Consider the following 17,689-nt stretch of genomic DNA (forward strand, 5'->3'; position numbering starts at 1 on the left):
AGGAAGGTGTCCTTGTGTCCCGCCGCAGAATCGGCTTCTGGTACCGCTTCGCCGCGGTGATCTGCAAACCGCCGCTGGTGGTTCTGATCAAGCGGGACTGGCGTGGAATGGAGCACATTCCGGCCGAGGGCGGATTTATCACCGCGGTGAACCACAATTCCCACCTGGACCCCTTCGCGTACGCGCACTATCAGTACAACACCGGACGGGTCCCGCGATTCCTGGCGAAGAGCGGGCTTTTCAAGAAGGGATTCGTCGGCGCCGCCATGCGCGGCACCGGGCAGATCCCCGTCTACCGCGAGTCCACGGACGCCCTGAGCGCCTTCCGGGCCGCGATCGACGCCGTCGAGCGCGGCGAGTGCGTGGCCTTCTACCCCGAGGGCACCCTCACCCGCGACCCGGACGGCTGGCCCATGACCGGCAAGACCGGCGCCGCCCGGGTCGCCCTGCAGACCAAGTGCCCGGTCATCCCGGTCGCCCAGTGGGGCGCCAACGAACTGCTGCCGCCGTACGCCAGGAAGCCCAGCCTCTTCCCGCGCAAGACGCACCACGTGCTGGCGGGCCCGCCGGTGGACCTCTCCCGCTTCTACGACAAGGAGATGACCCCGGAGGTGCTGAAGGAGGCCACCGAGGTCATCATGGCCGCCATCACCCGCCAGCTGGAGCAGATCCGCGGCGAGAAGGCGCCCGAGACGCCGTACGACCCGCGCCGTGAGCGGATCGAGCAGCGGCGCCGCACCCAGGCGCAGACGCGGGCCAGGCAAGCGGAAGGGCAGAGCAAGTGAGCAAGCCTGTGCGGGCGGCCGTCATGGGCACCGGTTCGTGGGGCACCGCCTTCGGCATGGTCCTCGCCGACGCCGGCTGCGACGTGACCCTGTGGGCCCGCCGCGCGGAGCTGGCCGAGGCGGTCAACTCCACCCGGACCAACCCCGACTACCTGCCCGGCGTGGAACTCCCGGAGAACCTGCGCGCCACCGCGGACGCGGCCGAGGCCCTCCGGGACGCGGACTTCACCGTGCTCGCGATCCCCTCCCAGACCCTGCGCGCCAACCTGGCCGAGTGGGCCCCGCTGCTCGCCCCGGACACGGTCCTGGTCTCCCTGATGAAGGGCGTCGAACTCGGCTCCACCATGCGGATGAGCGAGGTCATCGAGGACGTCGCCAAGGTCGGCACCGACCGGATCGCGGTCGTCACCGGGCCCAACCTGGCCCGTGAGATCGCCGCCCGCATGCCCGCCCTCGCCGTCGTGGCCTGCACCGACGAACGGGTCGCCCAGCGGCTCCAGGCCGCCTGCCACACGCCGTACTTCCGCCCGTACACCAACACCGACGTGGTCGGCTGCGAACTCGCCGGCGCGGTCAAGAACGTCATCGGGCTCGCGGTCGGCATCGCCGACGGCATGGGGCTCGGCGACAACGCCAAGGGCTCGCTCATCACGCGCGGCCTCGCCGAGACCACCCGGCTCGGCCTCGCGATGGGCGCCGACCCGCTGACCTTCTCCGGACTGGCGGGGCTGGGCGACCTGGTGGCCACCTGCTCCTCGCCGCTGTCCCGGAACCACACCTTCGGCACCAACCTCGGCAAGGGCATGACCCTGGAGGAGACCATCGCGGTCACCCGGCAGACCGCCGAGGGCGTCAAGTCCTGCGAGTCCGTGCTGGATCTGGCCCGCCGGCACGGCGTCGACATGCCCATCACCGAGACGGTCGTCGGCATCGTGCACGAGGGCAAGTCGCCGGTCGCCGCGCTCAAGGAGCTGATGGCGCGCAGCGCCAAGCCCGAACGCCGCTGAGAGCGGCCCGGGTCTTGCGCGCGACGCTGTGCGACCGTCCTGGCGACGCTGAGCGACCGCCCGGGAGCGCGCGCTGACTTGGCCGCTACCTACGGGTACTCTCAACGCGATATGAGCACCGAGAACCTTCCCCAGAGCCCTGAGCAGCCGTCGCGCAAGCCGCGCGTGGCCGTCGTGTTCGGCGGGCGCAGCTCCGAACACGGGATCTCCGTGGTCACCGCCGGCGCCGTCCTCAAGGCCATCGACCGGACGAAGTACGACGTCCTGCCGATCGGCATCACCTCGGACGGCCGCTGGGCGCTGACGGCCGACGAGCCGGAGCGGATGGCCATCACCGACCGCCGAACCCCCAGCGTGGCCGAGCTGGCGGAGTCGCACGAGGGCGGCGTGGTGCTCCCCGTCGACCCCGCGAACCGCGAGGTCGTCTACAGCGAGCCCGGCTCCGTGCCCAAGGCGCTCGGCGAGGTCGACGTGGTCTTCCCGGTGCTCCACGGCCCGTACGGCGAGGACGGCACCCTGCAGGGCCTGCTGGAGCTGTCCGGGGTGCCGTACGTCGGCTCCGGCGTGCTCGCCTCGGCCGTCGGCCAGGACAAGGAGTACATGAAGCGGGTGTTCACCTCCTTCGGGCTCAAGGTGGGCCCGTACCTGGTGATCCGGCCCCGGGAGTGGGCGCAGGACGAGTCCGCCGCCCGCAAGCGGATCGTCGACTTCGCCGGTGAGCACGGCTGGCCGCTGTTCGTGAAGCCCGCGCGCGCGGGTTCCTCCATCGGCATCACCAAGGTCGACGACCTCTCCGGCCTGGACGAGGCGATCGCCGAGGCGCAGTCCCACGACCCGAAGATCCTGATCGAGGCGGCCCTGCGCGGCCGGGAGATCGAGTGCGGCGTCCTGGAGTTCGAGGACGGTCCGCGCGCCTCCGTCCCGGCCGAGATCCCGCCGCCGGACGCGCACGCCTACTACGACTTCGAGGCCAAGTACATCGACTCCACGCCCGGCATCGTCCCGGCCCCGCTCACCCCGGAGCAGACCGCCGAGGTGCAGGGGCTCGCGGTCGAGGCGTTCGAGGCGGCCTCCTGCGAGGGCCTGGTCCGCGCGGACTTCTTCCTCACCGAGGACGGCGAGTTCGTGATCAACGAGATCAACACCATGCCCGGCTTCACGCCGATCTCGATGTACCCGCAGATGTGGCAGGCGAGCGGGATCAGCTACCCCGAGCTGGTCGACCGCCTGGTGCAGGCGGCGCTGCGCCGCTCGACCGGACTGCGCTGACCCCGCGGCGGGTCAGTGCCGCATGGAGGCGAGCCCCTCGGGGTTCGCCTTCTTGACGGCCGCCGCCAGGTCCATCAGCACCTGCGCGCTGTCGTCCGGCCCGGACAGTTCCTTCGGCAGGGTGACCTGCACATACGCGCGACGGCCGGACGTGGTGAACCGCCACGTCCCGTCGTCCTCCTTCTCCATCAGCCACTCCACCCCGTTGACACCGCCGCCCACCGCGTCAGGGTCGTCGCCCAGAGCCACCTTGGGGTCGACCATCTTCGGCGGCCGGACGATGCCGCAGCGCAGTATGATCGCCGGGCTTCCCCAGCCCGCCGTGTAGGCGGACCGGGGCTCGGGGTCCTGGCGGCTCCGGCCGTCCACCGTCCGTGGCAGCACCTTGTCCAGATCCCGGCAGAGCGGGGCGGTCTTCACGTCGGGGGTGGGAACTGCCACGGTGGCGCTGTCGTCCGCCGTGGAGCAGCCCGCGACCACGACGAGCAGGGCCGGCACGAGCAGGCCGAGAGGCCGGTGACGGAAGATGTTCACCGGCCAAGCGTAGACGGGGGCTACAGATGCACGACCGGGCAGGTCAGGGTGCGCGTGATGCCGTCCACCTGCTGGACCCTGGCGACCACCATGCGACCGAGTTCGTCGACAGTGTCGGCCTGGGCCCGCACGATGACGTCGTACGGACCCGTCACGTCCTCGGCCTGGAGCACACCAGGGATCTTGGCGATCGTCTCGGCGACGGTCGACGCCTTGCCGACCTCCGTCTGGATCAGGATGTACGCCTGTACCACGGAACCTCCAGGGCGGCCACGAGGATCATGTGGGGAAAAGGAACGCCACGGTATCGCGTCGCCGCTCCCCGCGGGGAGACCTGCGGGAACCGGGCTTGCGCGCCAGGGTGCAGGCACGACAGGGGTTGACGGTCACCTCGACCGTATCGGGGACACTGAGGACGCGCGACCGGGCAGGGCACGGCACAGAAGGGGCTTGAGGCAATGAAGGGCACAGTGGGTGAGCTAGGTGAGTTCGGGCTCATCAGGGAGCTGACCTCCCGTCTCACCACCACCCCGGCGGTCCGGGTCGGCCCCGGCGACGACGCCGCGGTGGTCGCCGCCCCCGACCGCCGGGTGGTGGCGAGCACCGACATCCTGCTGGAGGGCCGGCACTTCCGCCGCGACTGGTCCACGGCCTACGACGTCGGCCGCAAGGCCGCCGCGCAGAACCTCGCCGACATCGCCGCCATGGGTGCCGTGCCGACCGCCCTGCTGCTCGGCCTGGTCGTCCCGGCCGAACTGCCGGTCACCTGGCCGACCGAGCTGATGGACGGCCTGCGCGACGAGTGCCAGGTGGCGGGCGCCTCCGTGGTCGGCGGGGACGTCGTACGCGGTGACACGATCACGGTGTCGATCACCGCGCTCGGCGATCTGCGCAACCAGGAGCCCGTCACGCGCGCGGGCGCGCAGCCCGGCGACCTCGTGGCCGTCACCGGCTGGCTCGGCTGGTCCGCGGCCGGGTACGCGGTGCTCTCCCGCGGTTTCCGTTCGCCGCGCGCCTTCGTGGAGGCCCACCGGCGCCCCGAGCCGCCGTACCACGCGGGCCCGGCCGCCGCCGCCCTCGGCGCCACCGCGATGTGCGACGTCAGCGACGGCCTGATCGCCGACCTCGGGCACATCGCCGAGGCCAGCAAGGTCCGCATCGACATCCGGTCCGGGGCCATCGACATCCCGACGCAGATGAACGACATCGGGCAGGCCGTCGGCGTGGACCCGCTCCAGTGGGTGCTGACCGGGGGAGAGGACCACGCGATCGTGGCGACCTTCCCGCCGGACGCCAAGCTCCCGGCCCGCTGGAAGGTGATCGGCGAGGTCCTCAACCCCTCCGCGCTGCCCCAGGTGACCGTCGACGGGGCGCCCTGGACCAGCAAGGGCGGCTGGGACCACTTCGGGGACATCGAGTCGTGATCCCCCGGGTGCTCACGGTGGCCGGCTCGGACTCCGGCGGCGGCGCCGGTGTCCAGGCCGACCTGAAGACCATGCTCGCGCTCGGCGTGCACGGCATGAGCGTGCTCACCGCGGTGACCGCGCAGAACTCCACGGGCGTCCAGGGTGCCTGGGAGCTGCCGGTGGAGGCGGTCCGGGCCCAGTACCGCAGCGTCGTGGACGACATCGGCGTCCAGGCCGTGAAGACCGGCATGCTGGCCTCCGCCGAACTGGTCGAGGCGGTCGCCGAGTTGATCTCCGGCACGGACGCGCCGGCCGTCGTGGACCCGGTCGGCGTCTCCAAGCACGGCGACCCGCTGCTGGCCGCCTCCGCCCTGGACTCCGTACGGACGAAGCTGCTGCCGGTGGCGACCGTGGCGACCCCGAACCTCGACGAGGTCGCCCAACTCACCGGCGTCCGCGTCCGGTCCGAGGACGACCTGCGCCGGGCCGCCGCGGCCGTGCTGGAATTCGGGCCGCGGTGGGTGCTGATCAAGGGAGGGCACCTGACGGGCGACGCCGTGGACCTGCTCACCGACGGCTCCGAGGAACACCTGTTGCGGGCACCCCGCCACGACAACCGGCACACCCACGGCACCGGCTGCACCCTCGCCTCCGCCGTCGCCTGCGGCCTGGCGCGGGGGCGGACCGTGCCGGAGGCGGTCGCCGCGGCCAAGGAGTACGTCACCGGGGCGATCGCCGCCGGGTTCGCCCTCGGCGCCGGGATCGGGCCGGTGGACCACGGGTGGGCGCTCGGCCGGGACACCCGCTGAGGGCTCAGGCGGGATATTCCGGCAGCTCGATGGCGGTCGCCGCCCTTTCCGTCAGCCGCTTGAAGAACCCGGCCAGCGGCCGGGAGGCGAGCAGCCGGTACATCCGGTCCCGGGTGCGGATGCGCCGTTCGGTGGCCGGGGCGAAGAACGGCCCCGCGTTCCCGGAGATCTTCTGGCAGCCCTTGGCGAAGTCCCGGATCCGGCTCTCGTAGGCGGCCAGCGCAACCCGGTGATCGCCGCCCGCCAGGGCCAGCTCACCGGCGAGGACATGGGCGCCGACGATCGCCACGCCCGTCCCCATGCCGCCCATCGTCGCCCCGTACCCGGCGTCCCCGAGCAGCACCACCCGGCCCTTGACGAGACGGTCGATGTGGATCTGCGCGATGGCGTCGAAGTACAGCTCGTCCGCGTCCGCGAGACCCTTCAGCACGGCCGGCGTCTCCCACCCCGCCCCGGCGAACCGTTCGGTGAGGATCCGCTTCTGCGCCGCGACGTCCCGGCGGTCGTACGCCAGCCGCTCGGACCGGAAGACCAGCAGCGCGCCGGCCCGTTCCGGGTCGCCGTCGTAGTTGCTCAGGCCGACACAGCGGCCGGGCTCGCTGTAGAGGCGGGCGGTGCGGTTCAGGCCCAGGTGGTTGGGGAGGGTGAAGCCGGCCACGTAGTGGTCGAGGAAACGCAGGTACCGGGACTCCTCGCCGAACACCAGGCGGCGGGTGTTCGAGTGCAGCCCGTCGGCGCCGACGACCAGGTCGAAGCAGCGGGGCGCGCCCCGCTCGAACGCGACCTCGACGCCCCGCTCCGTGTCGGTCAGCGCCGTGACGGAGTCGCCGAAGACGTACTCCACCGCGTCCTTCGTGCGCTCGTACATGATCCGCGCCAGATCGCCGCGGAAGATCTCCACGTCGCCGCTCATCATCTCCGCGGGCAGGTCCACCCGCGGGGTGCCGTCGGCGGCGACGACGCTCTGCCGGCCCATGCGGGTCTGGTGGGCGTGGACCTCGTCCCAGATGCCCATCGCGGTGAGCACCGCGCGGTGCACGTGCCCGCGGAAGTCGACGGCGAAGCCGCCGGCGCGCAGGGCGGGCGCCTTCTCGACGACCGTGACCCGGGCGCCGTGGCGGGCCAGGTTCAGGGCGAGGGCGGGGCCGGCGACGCTGGCGCCGGAGATCAGCACGGACAGGTGGCCGAGGCGGTGTGTCTTCGTCATGCCGGCCACTGTTCCGGGCCCCGCTTACCGCGTGCCTACCGTTCGCTGACCGCCGCCCACCGCAGACCGCGGCCCCGTTCGTGGGCCGTGGCGTAGGCCTCCGGCGACAGGCACGCGCGCGTGTGCTCCGTCGTCCGGGCGACGTCCGGGTCCCCGGGCCGTGGTGCGCCGCGCAGGCCCGCGGCGGCGCCGAGGAGTTCGGCCGCCCGCTCCGGGCGCGGGGCGAGGGCCGCGAGGGCGTCGGCGACATCGGCGAGCAGGACCGCGTCGCCCGACTCCAGGGCCTGGGCGCGGGCCTGGGCGAGCCAGTCCCGGGCGGTGTCCCGGTCGCCCTCGGCGGCGGCCGTACGGCCCAGCCCGACGAGGATCCGTGCCGTCTCTCCGACGCTGAACCAGGTGGCCGCGCAGGCCTCCAGGGCGTTCTCGTAGTGCACGCGTGCGCGTGCCGTGTCCCCGGCCAGCCGGGCGGTGTCGCCGAGGCCGCGCAGCGCACCGGCCACCTTGTCGCTCGCACCGGCGGTACGGGCCAGCTCGGCGGAGCGCGTGAAGTGCGCGGCGGCCTCCTGCGACGCCCCCTGGGCCAGCAGCACCGCCGCCCGCGTGCGCAGCAGGTCGGCGGTCTCCTCCGGTGCGTCCAGCTCCCGGACGTGGACCAGTCCCTCGTCCAGCAGGGCCAGCGCCCGCGCGTACGCGCCCCGGCCGTACGCGAACCCGCCCAGCGGATCCAGGCAGTTGGCCATGCCCCAGCGGTCGCCCGTGCCCCGGAAGCCCTCCCACGCGCGCGTGAAGCCGGCCTCCGCCTCGACGGCGCGCCCCGCGAACAGCGCCTGGTAGGCGAGACCCACGTCCAGCAGGGCCAGGCCCCAGGGCTCCCGGCCCAGCTGCCCGCGCACCCGCTCGTCCACGCTCAGCTGGGGGCCGCCGGTGAGGGACCACAGGATCACCGTGAACGGCAGCCGCAGCGGGCCGTCCAGGCAGCCCATGAGGGTGGCCGCGCGGGCTGTCAGGCCGGGGTCCTCCGGGTCGTCGCCGCGCCCGGAGACCGCGTTCATCACACACAGCGCGTACTCCTCGGCCAGCCCGGGCGGCGGCTGGGTGCCGACCGCCGCCAGCAGCGCCCGGGCGCCCGGCACGCGGTCGCCGTGCAGTCCGCGCAGCCTCCGGAACCAGGTCAGCGCGGCCGTCAGCCGCAGCGCGTCCCTGGGCGCCGTCTCCGTCAGGTAGCGCAGCGCCGCGTCCAGGTTCCCCTGTTCGGCCGCCAGCCGCCGCAGCCACCGCACCTGGTCCCCGCCCCGCAGCAAGGGCTCCGCCTCCTCGGCCAGCCGCAGGAAGTAGGCGGCGTGCGCCGCGTGCAGTGGCCTGAGGGCGGTGGGTGGCTTCGGGTCCCGCGTGCTCGGCTGGGGGCTGTCGGTGAGTGGCTTCGCGTGCGGCGGCCGGGGGGTGGTGGGCGGTTTGGGAGTCACCGTGGTCGGCTGGGGGCTGTCGGTGAGTGGCTCCGCGTGCAGCTGCCGCGGGGCGATCGGCGGCTGCGGACCCCCCGTGCCCGGCCGCCGGCCCTCGGCGAGTGACTCCGCCGCGAAGGCGCGGATGGTCTCCAGCATGCGGTAGCGGCCGTCGGAGACCTCCAGGAAGGACTTCTCCACCAGGGACGCCAGCGGCTCCTCCGGGTACGGCACCCCGCACACGGCCGCGACGGCGTCGAGCGTGGCGCCGCCCGCGAAGACGGTCAGCCTGCTCGCCAGGTCCCGTTCCCCGGCGTCCAGCAGCTCCCAGCTCCACTCGACGACCGCGCGCAGGGTGCGGTGCCGGGGCGCCTTGGCCCGGTCCCCGCGCGCGAGCACCCGGAACCGGTCGTGCAGCCGGTCCGCCAGCTCGTCCACGGAGAGCGTGCGCAGCCGGGCCGCGGCCAGCTCGATCGCCAGCGGGAGCCCGTCCAGCGCCCGGCAGATCTCCGGTACGCGCGCGTGGCCGTCGAAATCGGGCCGTACCGCACGCGCCCGGTCCAGCAGCAGCCGTACGGCCGGCTCCTCGGGCAGCGGCGGCACCGGCACCAGCACCTCGCCGGTGACGCCCAGCGACTCCCGGCTGGTCACCAGCAGCCGGACCCCGGGGCAGGCACCGAGGAGCAGCGCCGCCGTCCGCGCGGCGGGCTCGACCAGGTGCTCGCAGTTGTCGAGCACCAGCAGCACCTCCCGGTCCGCCAGCGCCGCCAGCAGCCGCTCCAGGGCGTCCGTGGCAGGGCTGCGGAAGCCGTCCCGCACGCCGAGCGCCGCCAGCACCGCGAACGGGATCCGGGCGCCGTCGGCGAGCGGCGCCAGCTCGACCAGACAGACGTCGGCGCCGGTACGGGCACGGGCGGCCTCCAGCGCGAGCCGGGTCTTGCCGACACCGCCGGGACCGGTCAGCGTCACCAGCCGGGACCCGGCCAGCGCGCGGTCGACCCGGGCCAGCTCCGCCTCGCGGCCCACGAACCGGGTGAGCTGGGCCGGGAGCCGGGGCCGGGCCGGTGCCCCGGAGCCGTCCCGCAGCAGCCCGAGGTGGAGCGCGGACAGCTCGGGCGACGGATCGGCGCCCAGCTCGCCGGCGAGCGTGCGCCGGGCCTCCTCGAACACCGCCAGCGCCTCGGCGGGCCGCCCGGCCGCGTGCAGTGCCCGCATCAGCTGCCCGTACAGCCGCTCGTCCAGCGGCCGCGCCCGGAGCAGCGCCCGCAGCTCGGGCACCAGCTCCGGACCGCCCCCGGTGCCCAGCTCGGCCTCGATCCGGTCCTGCACGGCGGCCGGCCGCAGCTCGTCCAGCCGGGCCCGGTCGGCGTGCGCGTCCGGCAGGTCGGGCAGCGCGGGACCGCGCCACAGGGCCAGGGCGTCGCGCAGGAGGGCCACCGCGCGCGGGTGGTCGCCGGCCGTGAGCGCGCTCCGGCCCTCGGCGGCCAGCCGGGCGAAGCGGTGGGCGTCGACGGTGTCCGGGTCGACGGCGAGGGCGTAGCCGGCGGGGACGGCGTCGATGCGGGTGTGCGGGGCGAGCCGTCGGCGCAGGCGGGAGATCTGCGACTGGAGCGCGCCCAGGGCTCCGGCGGGCGGCTCGGCGCCGTACAGGCCGTCCAGGAGGCGCTCCACGGAGACCGGGCGGCCGGCGTCGAGCAGCAGCAGGGTGAGCAGGGCGCGGGGCCGGGGGCCGCCGGGGTCGACGGGGGTGCCGTCGTCGGTGTGGATCTCTGTCGGGCCCAGGATGCCGAAGCGCATTCCGTGGATTCTGGCAGCCCGAACCGTTCAGGGGTACGGCAAAAAGCCGGCCCACCCTGAGGTGGACCGGCTCAGTGCAGCGAACCAGGCAGTGGCCGCGCGCTCAGCGGGAGCGTCAGCGCGAGACCTTGCCGGCCTTGATGCACGAGGTGCAGGCGTTCACGCGCTTCGGCGTCCCGCCGACCACGGTACGCACACGCTGGATGTTCGGGTTCCAGCGGCGGGACGTACGGCGGTGCGAGTGCGAGATGTTGTTGCCGAAGCCCGGCCCCTTGCCGCAGACGTCGCAGTTGGCAGCCACGGGTCACTCCAAAGACTTCAGATGCACTTACGGTTGATCCCGGCATGCCGGGATCACGATCCTAAGATCTGAGATCTGGTTGGCGTTGCCAGGGGAATGGCCCGATCAGGATCGGGCAACCGGAGCAGCATACAACGACCGCGTCCGTACGGCGAAACTACCATGGCAGCTCAGGGCACCGCTCCGGGCCCTCTTCCGGAACCCACCGGTCCGGGGTCTACGCTGCGTCCCACGTCCAGCCAGCTCAGGGAGGCGCAGGTGGCGCAGGTGCCGCAGACATTCTTCGATGCTCTCGCGGTGCGCACCTGGTGCGGTCTGGCCCTCCGGGCACTGGGACGGGCCCGTGAGGAGATCGACGCCATCAACGTCTATCCGGTGGCCGACGGCGACACCGGGACCAACCTGTACCTGACCGTGGAGTCGGCGGCGACGGCCGTGGAGGCGGTGTTCGCCGGGTACGAGACCGGCTGTGCCGAGCCCGCCCTGGCCGACGCCGTGCGGGCCATGGCCCACGGGGCGCTCATCGGGGCCCGGGGCAACTCCGGGACGATCCTCGCGCAGCTGCTGCGCGGGATGGCGCAGGTCCTCGCGGACGCCGGTGACGCCGCTCACACCGACGGCTCGGCACTGCGGCTGGCCCTGCGCCGGGCCGCCGACTCCGCCCGGCAGGCCGTGGCCCACCCCGTCGAGGGCACCGTGCTGACGGTCGCCTCGGCCGCCGCCGACGCCGCCGCGGCGGCCGAGGGCGACTGCGGGACGGTCGCGCGGGCCGCCTACGAGGGCGCGCGGGCGGCCCTGGCGGCGACCCCGGGCCAGCTGGCCGTGCTGGAGCGGGCCGGCGTGGTCGACGCGGGCGGACGCGGGCTGGTGGCGGTGCTGGGCGCGCTGGTGGAGGCGTTCACGGGGGAGGCGGTGCGCGAGACCCCGCGGCCCTCCGGAGCCGTTTCCGACGCGCACGCGCGCGTGGAGGCGGTCGCCGGGTGCGGGCCCGAGGGCGGCCCGTGCGCCGAGGTGGCCGGCGCCGACGGCCCCGCGTTCGAGGTGATCTACCTGCTGGAGGCCGACGACGCGGCCGTCGACCGGCTGCGCGCGCGGCTCGACGCCCTCGGGGACTCCCTGGTCGTGGTCGGCGGCGACGGGCTGTGGAACGTCCATGTGCACGTCGACGACGCCGGCGCCGCCGTCGAGGCCGGCGTCGAGGCCGGGCGGCCGTACCGGATCCGCATCACCCACTTCGGGCTCGGCGACGTGCACACCGGCCGGGAGCGTCCGCCGCGCGAGCGGGTCCAGCGCGCGGTCGTCGCCGTCGTACCGGGCGAGGGCCTGGCCGGGCTGTACACCGAGGCCGGCGCGACCACCGTCCTCGCGCGCCCCGGGGAGCCGCCCGCCAGCGGGGAGCTGGTGCAGGCGGTACGGCGTGCCCACGCGCGCGAGGTCGTCCTGCTGCCCAACGACGCCGAGCTGCGCCACACGGCCGCCGCCGCGGTCGAGCAGGCCCGCACCGAGGGCATCCGGGTCGCCCTGATCCCGACCCGCTCGGCCGTCCAGGGCATCGCCGCGCTCGCGGTCCACGAGCCGGAGCGCCGGTTCGACGAGGACGTCGTCCAGATGACCTCGGCGGCGGGCGCCACCCGGTACGCCGAGGTCGTCGTCGCCGAGCACGAGTCCTGGACGACGGCCGGCATCTGCCAGGCCGGGGACGTGCTCGGCCTGATCGACGGCGATGTGGCGGTGATCGGCGCGGACGTCACCGCCACCGCCCGGACCGTCCTGGACCGCATGCTCCAGGCCGGCGGCGAGCTGGTCACGCTCGTCGTCGGCGACGAGGCACCGCCGAGCGTCGCCACGCACCTGGAGACCCATGTACGCGAGGCCTACCTGGCCGTGGACACGGTGGCGTACCGCGGCGGCCGACAGGGTGCGCTGCTGCTCATCGGCGTGGAGTGATCCGACAGGGCCCGGCCCGGCCCGCGGTCGGGCTCGGTGGGCTCGGCGGTGGGGGCGGCCGGGGATGCTGCGGTTCGGCAGGGTGAAGTGCGCCGGCGCGGTCGGGCTCGGTCCGCGGCCCGGCCCGGTCGGCTCCGTGGCGGGGCCGGCTGGTGCGCCGGCCCCGCGTCAGCCCTGTTCCGTCGCCTCGGCCGCCGATACCTCCCGCGTCGCCTGGAGCATCCGGGCCGCCTCCTCCCGACGGGCCCGGACCGTCTCGTCGGCGTCGTCGGCGCCCTCGTAGACCGCGAGCACCGCACGCGCGCGTGCCGACGCCCGCGCCGGACGGCCGAGGTCCGCCTCCAGCCGGCCCGCGGCCAGTTCGGCACCGGTACGGCTGTGCAGCCCCGCCGCACCGAGCCCGGCGAACACCGCCACGGCCAGGGTCGTCTGCTCCAGCGCAGCCTCGAACGCGGCCCGTATCGCGGGGTCCTCGACCCCTGCGATCCCTTCGGCCTTCTCGACCTCTGCGGCCTTCTCGACCCCTGCGATCCCTGCGGCCTCCTCAGCTCCTTCGGCCTTCTCGGGTTCCTCGGCCTTCTCGGCGCTCTCCGCCTCCTCCAACGCCGAGCGGGTCAGCAGCTCCGCGAACTGTCGGTGGGTGGTGCCGAGTTCCACGGCCAGTTCCTCGCGGTCCGCCCCGTCCGCCGCCAGCGCAGCCTCGCACTCCCGGACCGCCTCCGCCATCAGCGCGCGGGCGTGCCCCGCCCCCTGCTCCCCGCCCAGCGCCAGCCAGGCCCGCGCACGCAGCGAGCGGACCAGGAACGGCACGTTGCCGAGCGCACGCCACAGGTCGCCCGCGCGCGCGTAGGCCTGCTCCGCCTCCGAGGCCAGCCCAGCGTTGCCCAGCGACTCGGCGGCGAGGTGGGCGAGCGTGGCGTGGTCCTGCTGTTCGGGCCAGTGCCGGGCCAGATCGGCCGCCTTCAGCCGCTGCTCGGCGGCGGCCCGGTGCTCGCCCAGCTCGCCCAGGCAGTCCCCGAGCCACCAGCGCGCCTGCACCACCAGCCCGTCGCCGTGTGTCTCGGCGCTCAGGTCGGCCAGCGCGGACTCCAGCACCTCGGCGGCCTCCGCGTACCGGCCCCGGCGCAGCAGGAAGCCGCCCAGCTGCTGCCGCGCCCAGGCGCCCAGGGTGCCGCTCTCGCCGGCCTCGTCCGCCCAGTGCGCGGCCTCCAGCGCGTGCTCGGCCGCCTCGGCGGGCGCGTCCCGGACACCGAGCACCTCGGCGAGCTGGAGGTGCAGCTGGGCCCGCCCGACCGGCTCCACGTACGGCCCGCCGTGCTCCAGGGCCGCCCGCAGCGCCCGCTCGGCCCCGGCCAGGTCACCGGCCTGGTGGGCCAGGGCGGCGACCTGCACCTCGTACTCCACCGCGAACCACGGCAGCCCGGCGGTCACGTACCCGTCGGCGGCCCGCCGGAACAACTCCGCCGCCCGCTCCGCGTCCCCGGTGAGGCCGGCGAGTTCGGCGAGCATCGCCCGCGCCTCGGCGGCCCGCGCCGCCGGCCGCACATCGTCCCCGCCGCACCCCTCGACGAGCGCCAGCACCTCCCGCACGGCCGCCTCGGCGTCCCCGACGGCCTGCCCGGCCTCCGGCCCGGCGCCCCGGGCGGCGGCCTCGTGCACCCGCCGCATCAGGATCCGCGCCCGGCTCATCACCACCGACGCGGTCTGCCGCACCCCGGTGCCCTCGTCGGCGTACAGCGCGAGCACCTCGTCGTACAGGCCGGTGACCGTGGCGAGGGCCGCGTCCACCTCTCCCGCCAGCGCGCGGACGTACGCCGCACGCGCGCGTGCCGCCAGCGCCTCCCCGGGGTCGCCCGCCTCCGCGTACAGCTGCGCCGCCCGCTCGAACAGGGGGAGTCCCTCGGGGCCGCGGGCCATCGCCTCGTGGTCGGCGATCTCCGCGCGGGCGCGCGGTTCGAGGCCGGTGCCGTCCGGCGCGGCCCGCGCGACCGCCGCCCACGCCTCCAGTGCGTGCGGCTGCAGGGTGTCCGACAGCCGCCGCGCCTCGGCGAGCAGGGCGGCCGCGTCGGGCTCGCCGGGGAGGTCCGGCGCCGGGGGTGCGACCACCGGTGCCGGCGCGGGGCGCACCGTACGCACCCCCAGGGGCAGCCGTTCCGCCAGCGGGCGCTGGGACATCCGCGCGCGGATCCGGTCGCCGACCGCGGGGGTGCCGTTGCGGCGGTCGAACCGCTCGGCGAGGTCCGTGGCCTCCACGCGCGCGTGCGCGGCGAGTTCCCGCGCGGTCCAGGTCCGCCCGGCCGGCCCCGGCACCCGCTGCCCGCCGAGACCCAGCTCGGTCAGCCGGTCCATGAGCAGCGTCACCACGGCCATGAAGTCCAGCCGGCTGCGCGGATGCCCGGTGTCCGTGAAGTACGCCGGCCGCTCGGCCAGCAGCTCCAGACCACGCGCCTCGTTCCCGGTCAGCGCGCAGAACTCCACGTGGTCGGCGTACGCGCCGCGCATGCTCTCCATGGGCCGCACCAGCCGGAAACCGCGCAGATGGTGCGCCCGGGCCTCCTCCGTGCGGCCGAGGCGCAGCAGCGGGGCCAGCGAGGAGGCGAGCACCGTGTGCGGCTCGTGCGCGCAGGCGAACTCGCCCTCCAGCACCGGCCGCCACAGTTCGAGCGCCTCGGCGTCCCGGCCGCACCGCACCTGCCAGCTGCCCTGCCCGTGCAGCTCGCAGGCGTGGCAGTCGGCCATCGCGTCCCGGTCGGCGGCCAGCCACGCGGCGTACGCCCGTTCCGCGCGCGGGAGGTCCCCGATGTGCGCGGCCACGCTGAACTCGGCGCTGCGCACGGCCCGTTCCGAGTACCCGGCGAGCCGGTAGCGGTGCTCCATCTCGCCGAGCCACTTCTCGATCGAGGCGAGCGGGATGTGCGGCTGGTCCAGCATGCCCGCCGACATCCACTTGAAGACCCAGTGCAGCGAGTGTGCCTCGTGCTCGTCGAAGTCCTCCGGCCGTTCGTCCCACAGGCGCAGCAGCCGCGCGAACGGGACGAACATCTTGTCCTTCTCGGAGCTGTAGTTGTAGACCTTCAGCTGGTGTCCGAGCGCCTCGATCACGGCGAGCGGAACGTTCAGCTTCTCGGCCTCGGCGAGCAGCTGCTCCGCGCGCGCGTTGCGGGCCGGCCCCTCCGGTTCCTCGGAGTTCTCCGCCAGCGCCCGGCGCAGCGCGTCGAAGTCGGTGATCCCGCTCATCGTCCGTCCCCCTCCCCGTGGGTCGCCCATTCGAGCAGCCCGATGAACGCCCGGTTCAGCAGCGCCGAGTCGGCCGGCCGCAGCGGGCGCTGCGCCATCAGCAGGGCCTGCCCGTACAGCGACTCGGTCGCGGTGCCGATCAGCTCCGGGTCGTCGAGCGAACCGATTCGCCGGACCAGCGGGTTGAGGTGGTTGAGCACCAGACGCGCGCGCGGGGCGCTGCCGCGCAGCGAGCCCAGGATGCCCGCCCACAGGTCGTCGGCCTGCTCCTCGGCCGCCGCGCGGGCCTGCTCGTGCCGGGCGGCCCGGTCGTCCAGGTGCAGCGCGGGCACCGAGAGGGGGTGGAAGGCCCGCAGCACGACGTCACAGCCCAGGGGATCGAGTCTCGCGCGCGCGGCGGCCAGGAACCCGGTCAGCGCCAGCTCCTGGCCCGGGTCGACCGCGTCCAGGTGCGCGGTCACGGTGTCCGCGTCCAGCTCGGCGACCACCGTCCCGGGCCGCACCCGCGGCAGCGCCTCGACCAGCTCGCTGTCGTAGGTGTAGCCGCCGTTGACCACGCCGACGCCCTGTGCCGCGGCGATCGGGGCGACCTGCCGGTACTCCTCGACGGTCCGTGTGAAGTGCACCATCGGGTGCCGCCGGGCGAACTCCTCCAGGGACAGCTGCCCGTCCGTCGCCTCGAACGGCAGCCACGGCAGCATCGTGCGCAGCATGTCGGTGTCGTGCCGGGCGAGGGACTTCACGCCCAGGTGGTGCACGGCGAGGAAGGCCGCGAGGCGCTCCGGGTCACCGGCGGCGAGCCCGGCCAGCCAGGACCGGATCCGGGCGCCCAGGGCGTCCCGTACGGCGGCGAGCGTCTCGTCCTCGTACAGCGACTCGCGCGAGGCGGTCGGCCGCAGGCTGTCGGTGTCCAGGACGCAGCGCACGAAGAACGCCCAGTCCGGCAGCAGCTGTTCGGCCCGCTCGGTGAGCAGCATGCCCTTCAGGTGCACGCGGTGAGTGGCCCGCTGGGCCGGGCTGACCGCCGCCGGCAGCACGTACGCCACCCCGCGGATCCCGGCCAGCGGCACGTCCAGGTCGATCGAGTCCAGCGGGGTGAAGCCGAACAGCTCGTGGCAGTGCCGGGCCAGCGCGACCCGCCGGCCGGCGGGACTCGGGTAGGCACGGTCCCAGGGCGCGGGCAGATCGGTGACCGGCTCGTCGCCGACCCGGACGTCGTAGGGGAGCAGCGCCCCGAAGTCCCGGGCCAGGGTGCGGACCCGCTCGGGCGCCAGCCACTCGGCCGCGCCGGCCCGCGCCGTCAGGTACACGGTCGTACCCGGCTCGGGCCGCTCGGCGTCGGGCAGCGTGCGCACGGTGTACGAACCGTCGTCGCGGGCCGTCCACTCCACCGGCGGCGCCCCGGGCGTCCGGGCGCTGCGGCTGACCACCCGGATCCGCTCGGCGACCACGAAGCAGGCCAGCAGTCCGATGCCGAACTGGCCGAGGAAGTCCGCCCGGGCCTGCTGCAGGCCGTCGGCCCGCTTGGAGCTGCGGCCGATGGTCGCCAGCAGGCTGTGCACGTCCGGCTCGGTGAGCCCGACACCGGTGTCCTCCACGCGCAGCCCGCCGTCCGCCGCGTACAGCCGGATCCGCGCCGGGGCGTCCGGTTCGGCGGCCCGGCGGGCGGTGACGGCGTCCACGGCGTTCTGCAGCAGCTCACGCAGGTAGACCTTGGGGCTGGAGTAGAGGTGATGGGAGAGCAGGTCCACCAGACCGCGCAGGTCGACCTGGAAGCTGTGAGGTGGGTGGGGTGACTGGGATGCCTGGGATGCCTGAGAGGTCTGGGAGTCCATCGTCACTGCGCCGGAGGGGGAGCGGGGGCGGCGCGGGGTCGGGCGGTCCCGTCGGGGCGGTGACCGCGAAGGATGGCCGGAGCGCGTCATCCTAAGCCGGAACAGCCCGCCTG

General features: G+C 74.7%; 13 protein-coding genes. 6 read left to right on the forward strand and 7 right to left on the reverse strand.

The window, feature by feature from the left end; genetic code table 11:
- Positions 1-14 precede the first annotated feature (14 nt).
- The 3 genes from S1361_RS27680 to S1361_RS27690 all read left to right on the forward strand — a co-directional run bounded on the left by S1361_RS27680 (position 15) and on the right by S1361_RS27690 (position 3,061).
- Positions 15-785, forward strand: coding sequence for a lysophospholipid acyltransferase family protein (locus S1361_RS27680; protein ID WP_208034625.1), 771 nt, complete (start codon positions 15-17; stop codon positions 783-785).
- Positions 782-1,792 (forward strand): NAD(P)H-dependent glycerol-3-phosphate dehydrogenase, encoded by a 1,011-nt coding sequence (locus S1361_RS27685; RefSeq protein WP_208034626.1) that lies wholly within the window; start codon positions 782-784, stop codon positions 1,790-1,792. Before S1361_RS27680 ends, S1361_RS27685 begins: the two co-directional genes overlap by 4 nt.
- Positions 1,793-1,903: 111 nt before the next feature.
- Entirely contained in the window at positions 1,904-3,061 is a 1,158-nt protein-coding gene (locus S1361_RS27690) for a D-alanine--D-alanine ligase family protein (RefSeq protein WP_208034627.1), read from the forward strand.
- A 12-nt stretch (positions 3,062-3,073) separates the two neighbouring features.
- On the opposite strand, the gene S1361_RS27695 is transcribed toward S1361_RS27690, so the two are convergent.
- Complete coding sequence (locus S1361_RS27695) at positions 3,074-3,595, reverse strand: DUF3515 domain-containing protein (RefSeq protein ID WP_208034628.1); 522 nt, start codon at positions 3,593-3,595, stop codon at positions 3,074-3,076.
- Between the two features lie 20 nt (positions 3,596-3,615).
- Entirely contained in the window at positions 3,616-3,849 is a 234-nt protein-coding gene (locus tag S1361_RS27700; protein WP_208034629.1) for an Lrp/AsnC family transcriptional regulator, read from the reverse strand.
- Positions 3,850-4,053: 204 nt separating this feature from the next.
- On the opposite strand from S1361_RS27700, the gene S1361_RS27705 reads away from it, so the two are divergent.
- Together S1361_RS27705 and thiD are read left to right on the forward strand one after the other, a co-directional pair.
- Positions 4,054-5,019, forward strand: coding sequence for a thiamine-phosphate kinase (locus S1361_RS27705; protein WP_208034630.1), 966 nt, complete (start codon positions 4,054-4,056; stop codon positions 5,017-5,019).
- Positions 5,016-5,810 carry a bifunctional hydroxymethylpyrimidine kinase/phosphomethylpyrimidine kinase gene (thiD, locus tag S1361_RS27710; protein WP_208034631.1) on the forward strand — a complete coding sequence of 265 codons (795 nt, stop codon included), beginning with the start codon at positions 5,016-5,018 and terminating at the stop codon, positions 5,808-5,810. Before S1361_RS27705 ends, thiD begins: the two co-directional genes overlap by 4 nt.
- Positions 5,811-5,814: 4 nt before the next feature.
- Here thiD and S1361_RS27715 read toward each other — a convergent pair whose 3' ends face one another.
- The 3 genes from S1361_RS27715 to rpmB form a co-directional block, all read right to left on the reverse strand.
- Positions 5,815-7,017 carry an FAD-dependent monooxygenase gene (locus tag S1361_RS27715; protein WP_208034632.1) on the reverse strand — a complete coding sequence of 401 codons (1,203 nt, stop codon included), beginning with the start codon at positions 7,015-7,017 and terminating at the stop codon, positions 5,815-5,817.
- 35 nt (positions 7,018-7,052) lie between these two features.
- The gene (locus S1361_RS27720; RefSeq protein WP_208034633.1) at positions 7,053-10,256 is read right to left on the reverse strand and encodes an AfsR/SARP family transcriptional regulator; all 3,204 of its coding nucleotides are present in this window, start codon (positions 10,254-10,256) and stop codon (positions 7,053-7,055) included.
- A 115-nt stretch (positions 10,257-10,371) separates the two neighbouring features.
- Complete coding sequence (gene rpmB, locus S1361_RS27725) at positions 10,372-10,557, reverse strand: 50S ribosomal protein L28 (protein WP_003993230.1); 186 nt, start codon at positions 10,555-10,557, stop codon at positions 10,372-10,374.
- Positions 10,558-10,815: 258 nt separating this feature from the next.
- Between rpmB and S1361_RS27730 the strand changes: the two genes are divergently transcribed.
- Complete coding sequence (locus S1361_RS27730) at positions 10,816-12,504, forward strand: DAK2 domain-containing protein (protein ID WP_208034634.1); 1,689 nt, start codon at positions 10,816-10,818, stop codon at positions 12,502-12,504.
- A 168-nt stretch (positions 12,505-12,672) separates the two neighbouring features.
- On the opposite strand, the gene S1361_RS27735 is transcribed toward S1361_RS27730, so the two are convergent.
- Together S1361_RS27735 and S1361_RS27740 are read right to left on the reverse strand one after the other, a co-directional pair.
- A complete protein-coding gene (locus S1361_RS27735) occupies positions 12,673-15,741 on the reverse strand; it encodes a tetratricopeptide repeat protein (protein WP_208034635.1) in 3,069 nt (1,022 codons plus the stop codon).
- Entirely contained in the window at positions 15,738-17,576 is a 1,839-nt protein-coding gene (locus S1361_RS27740) for an HSP90 family protein (protein ID WP_208034636.1), read from the reverse strand. Before S1361_RS27740 ends, S1361_RS27735 begins: the two co-directional genes overlap by 4 nt.
- Between the last annotated feature and the right edge of the window lie 113 nt (positions 17,577-17,689).

The organism is Streptomyces cyanogenus (assembly GCF_017526105.1).
Classification (GTDB): domain Bacteria; phylum Actinomycetota; class Actinomycetes; order Streptomycetales; family Streptomycetaceae; genus Streptomyces; species Streptomyces cyanogenus.

Bases quoted from the DNA above. Each gene is read 5' to 3' on its own strand.
- S1361_RS27690 (WP_208034627.1), top strand. From the start codon at position 1,904: ATGAGCACCGAGAACCTTCCCCAGAGCCCTGAGCAGCCGTCGCGCAAG.
- S1361_RS27705 (WP_208034630.1), top strand. From the start codon at position 4,054: ATGAAGGGCACAGTGGGTGAGCTAGGTGAGTTCGGGCTCATCAGGGAG.
- S1361_RS27715 (WP_208034632.1), bottom strand. From the start codon at position 7,017: ATGACGAAGACACACCGCCTCGGCCACCTGTCCGTGCTGATCTCCGGC.
- S1361_RS27720 (WP_208034633.1), bottom strand. From the start codon at position 10,256: ATGCGCTTCGGCATCCTGGGCCCGACAGAGATCCACACCGACGACGGC.
- S1361_RS27735 (WP_208034635.1), bottom strand. From the start codon at position 15,741: ATGAGCGGGATCACCGACTTCGACGCGCTGCGCCGGGCGCTGGCGGAG.
- S1361_RS27740 (WP_208034636.1), bottom strand. From the start codon at position 17,576: ATGGACTCCCAGACCTCTCAGGCATCCCAGGCATCCCAGTCACCCCAC.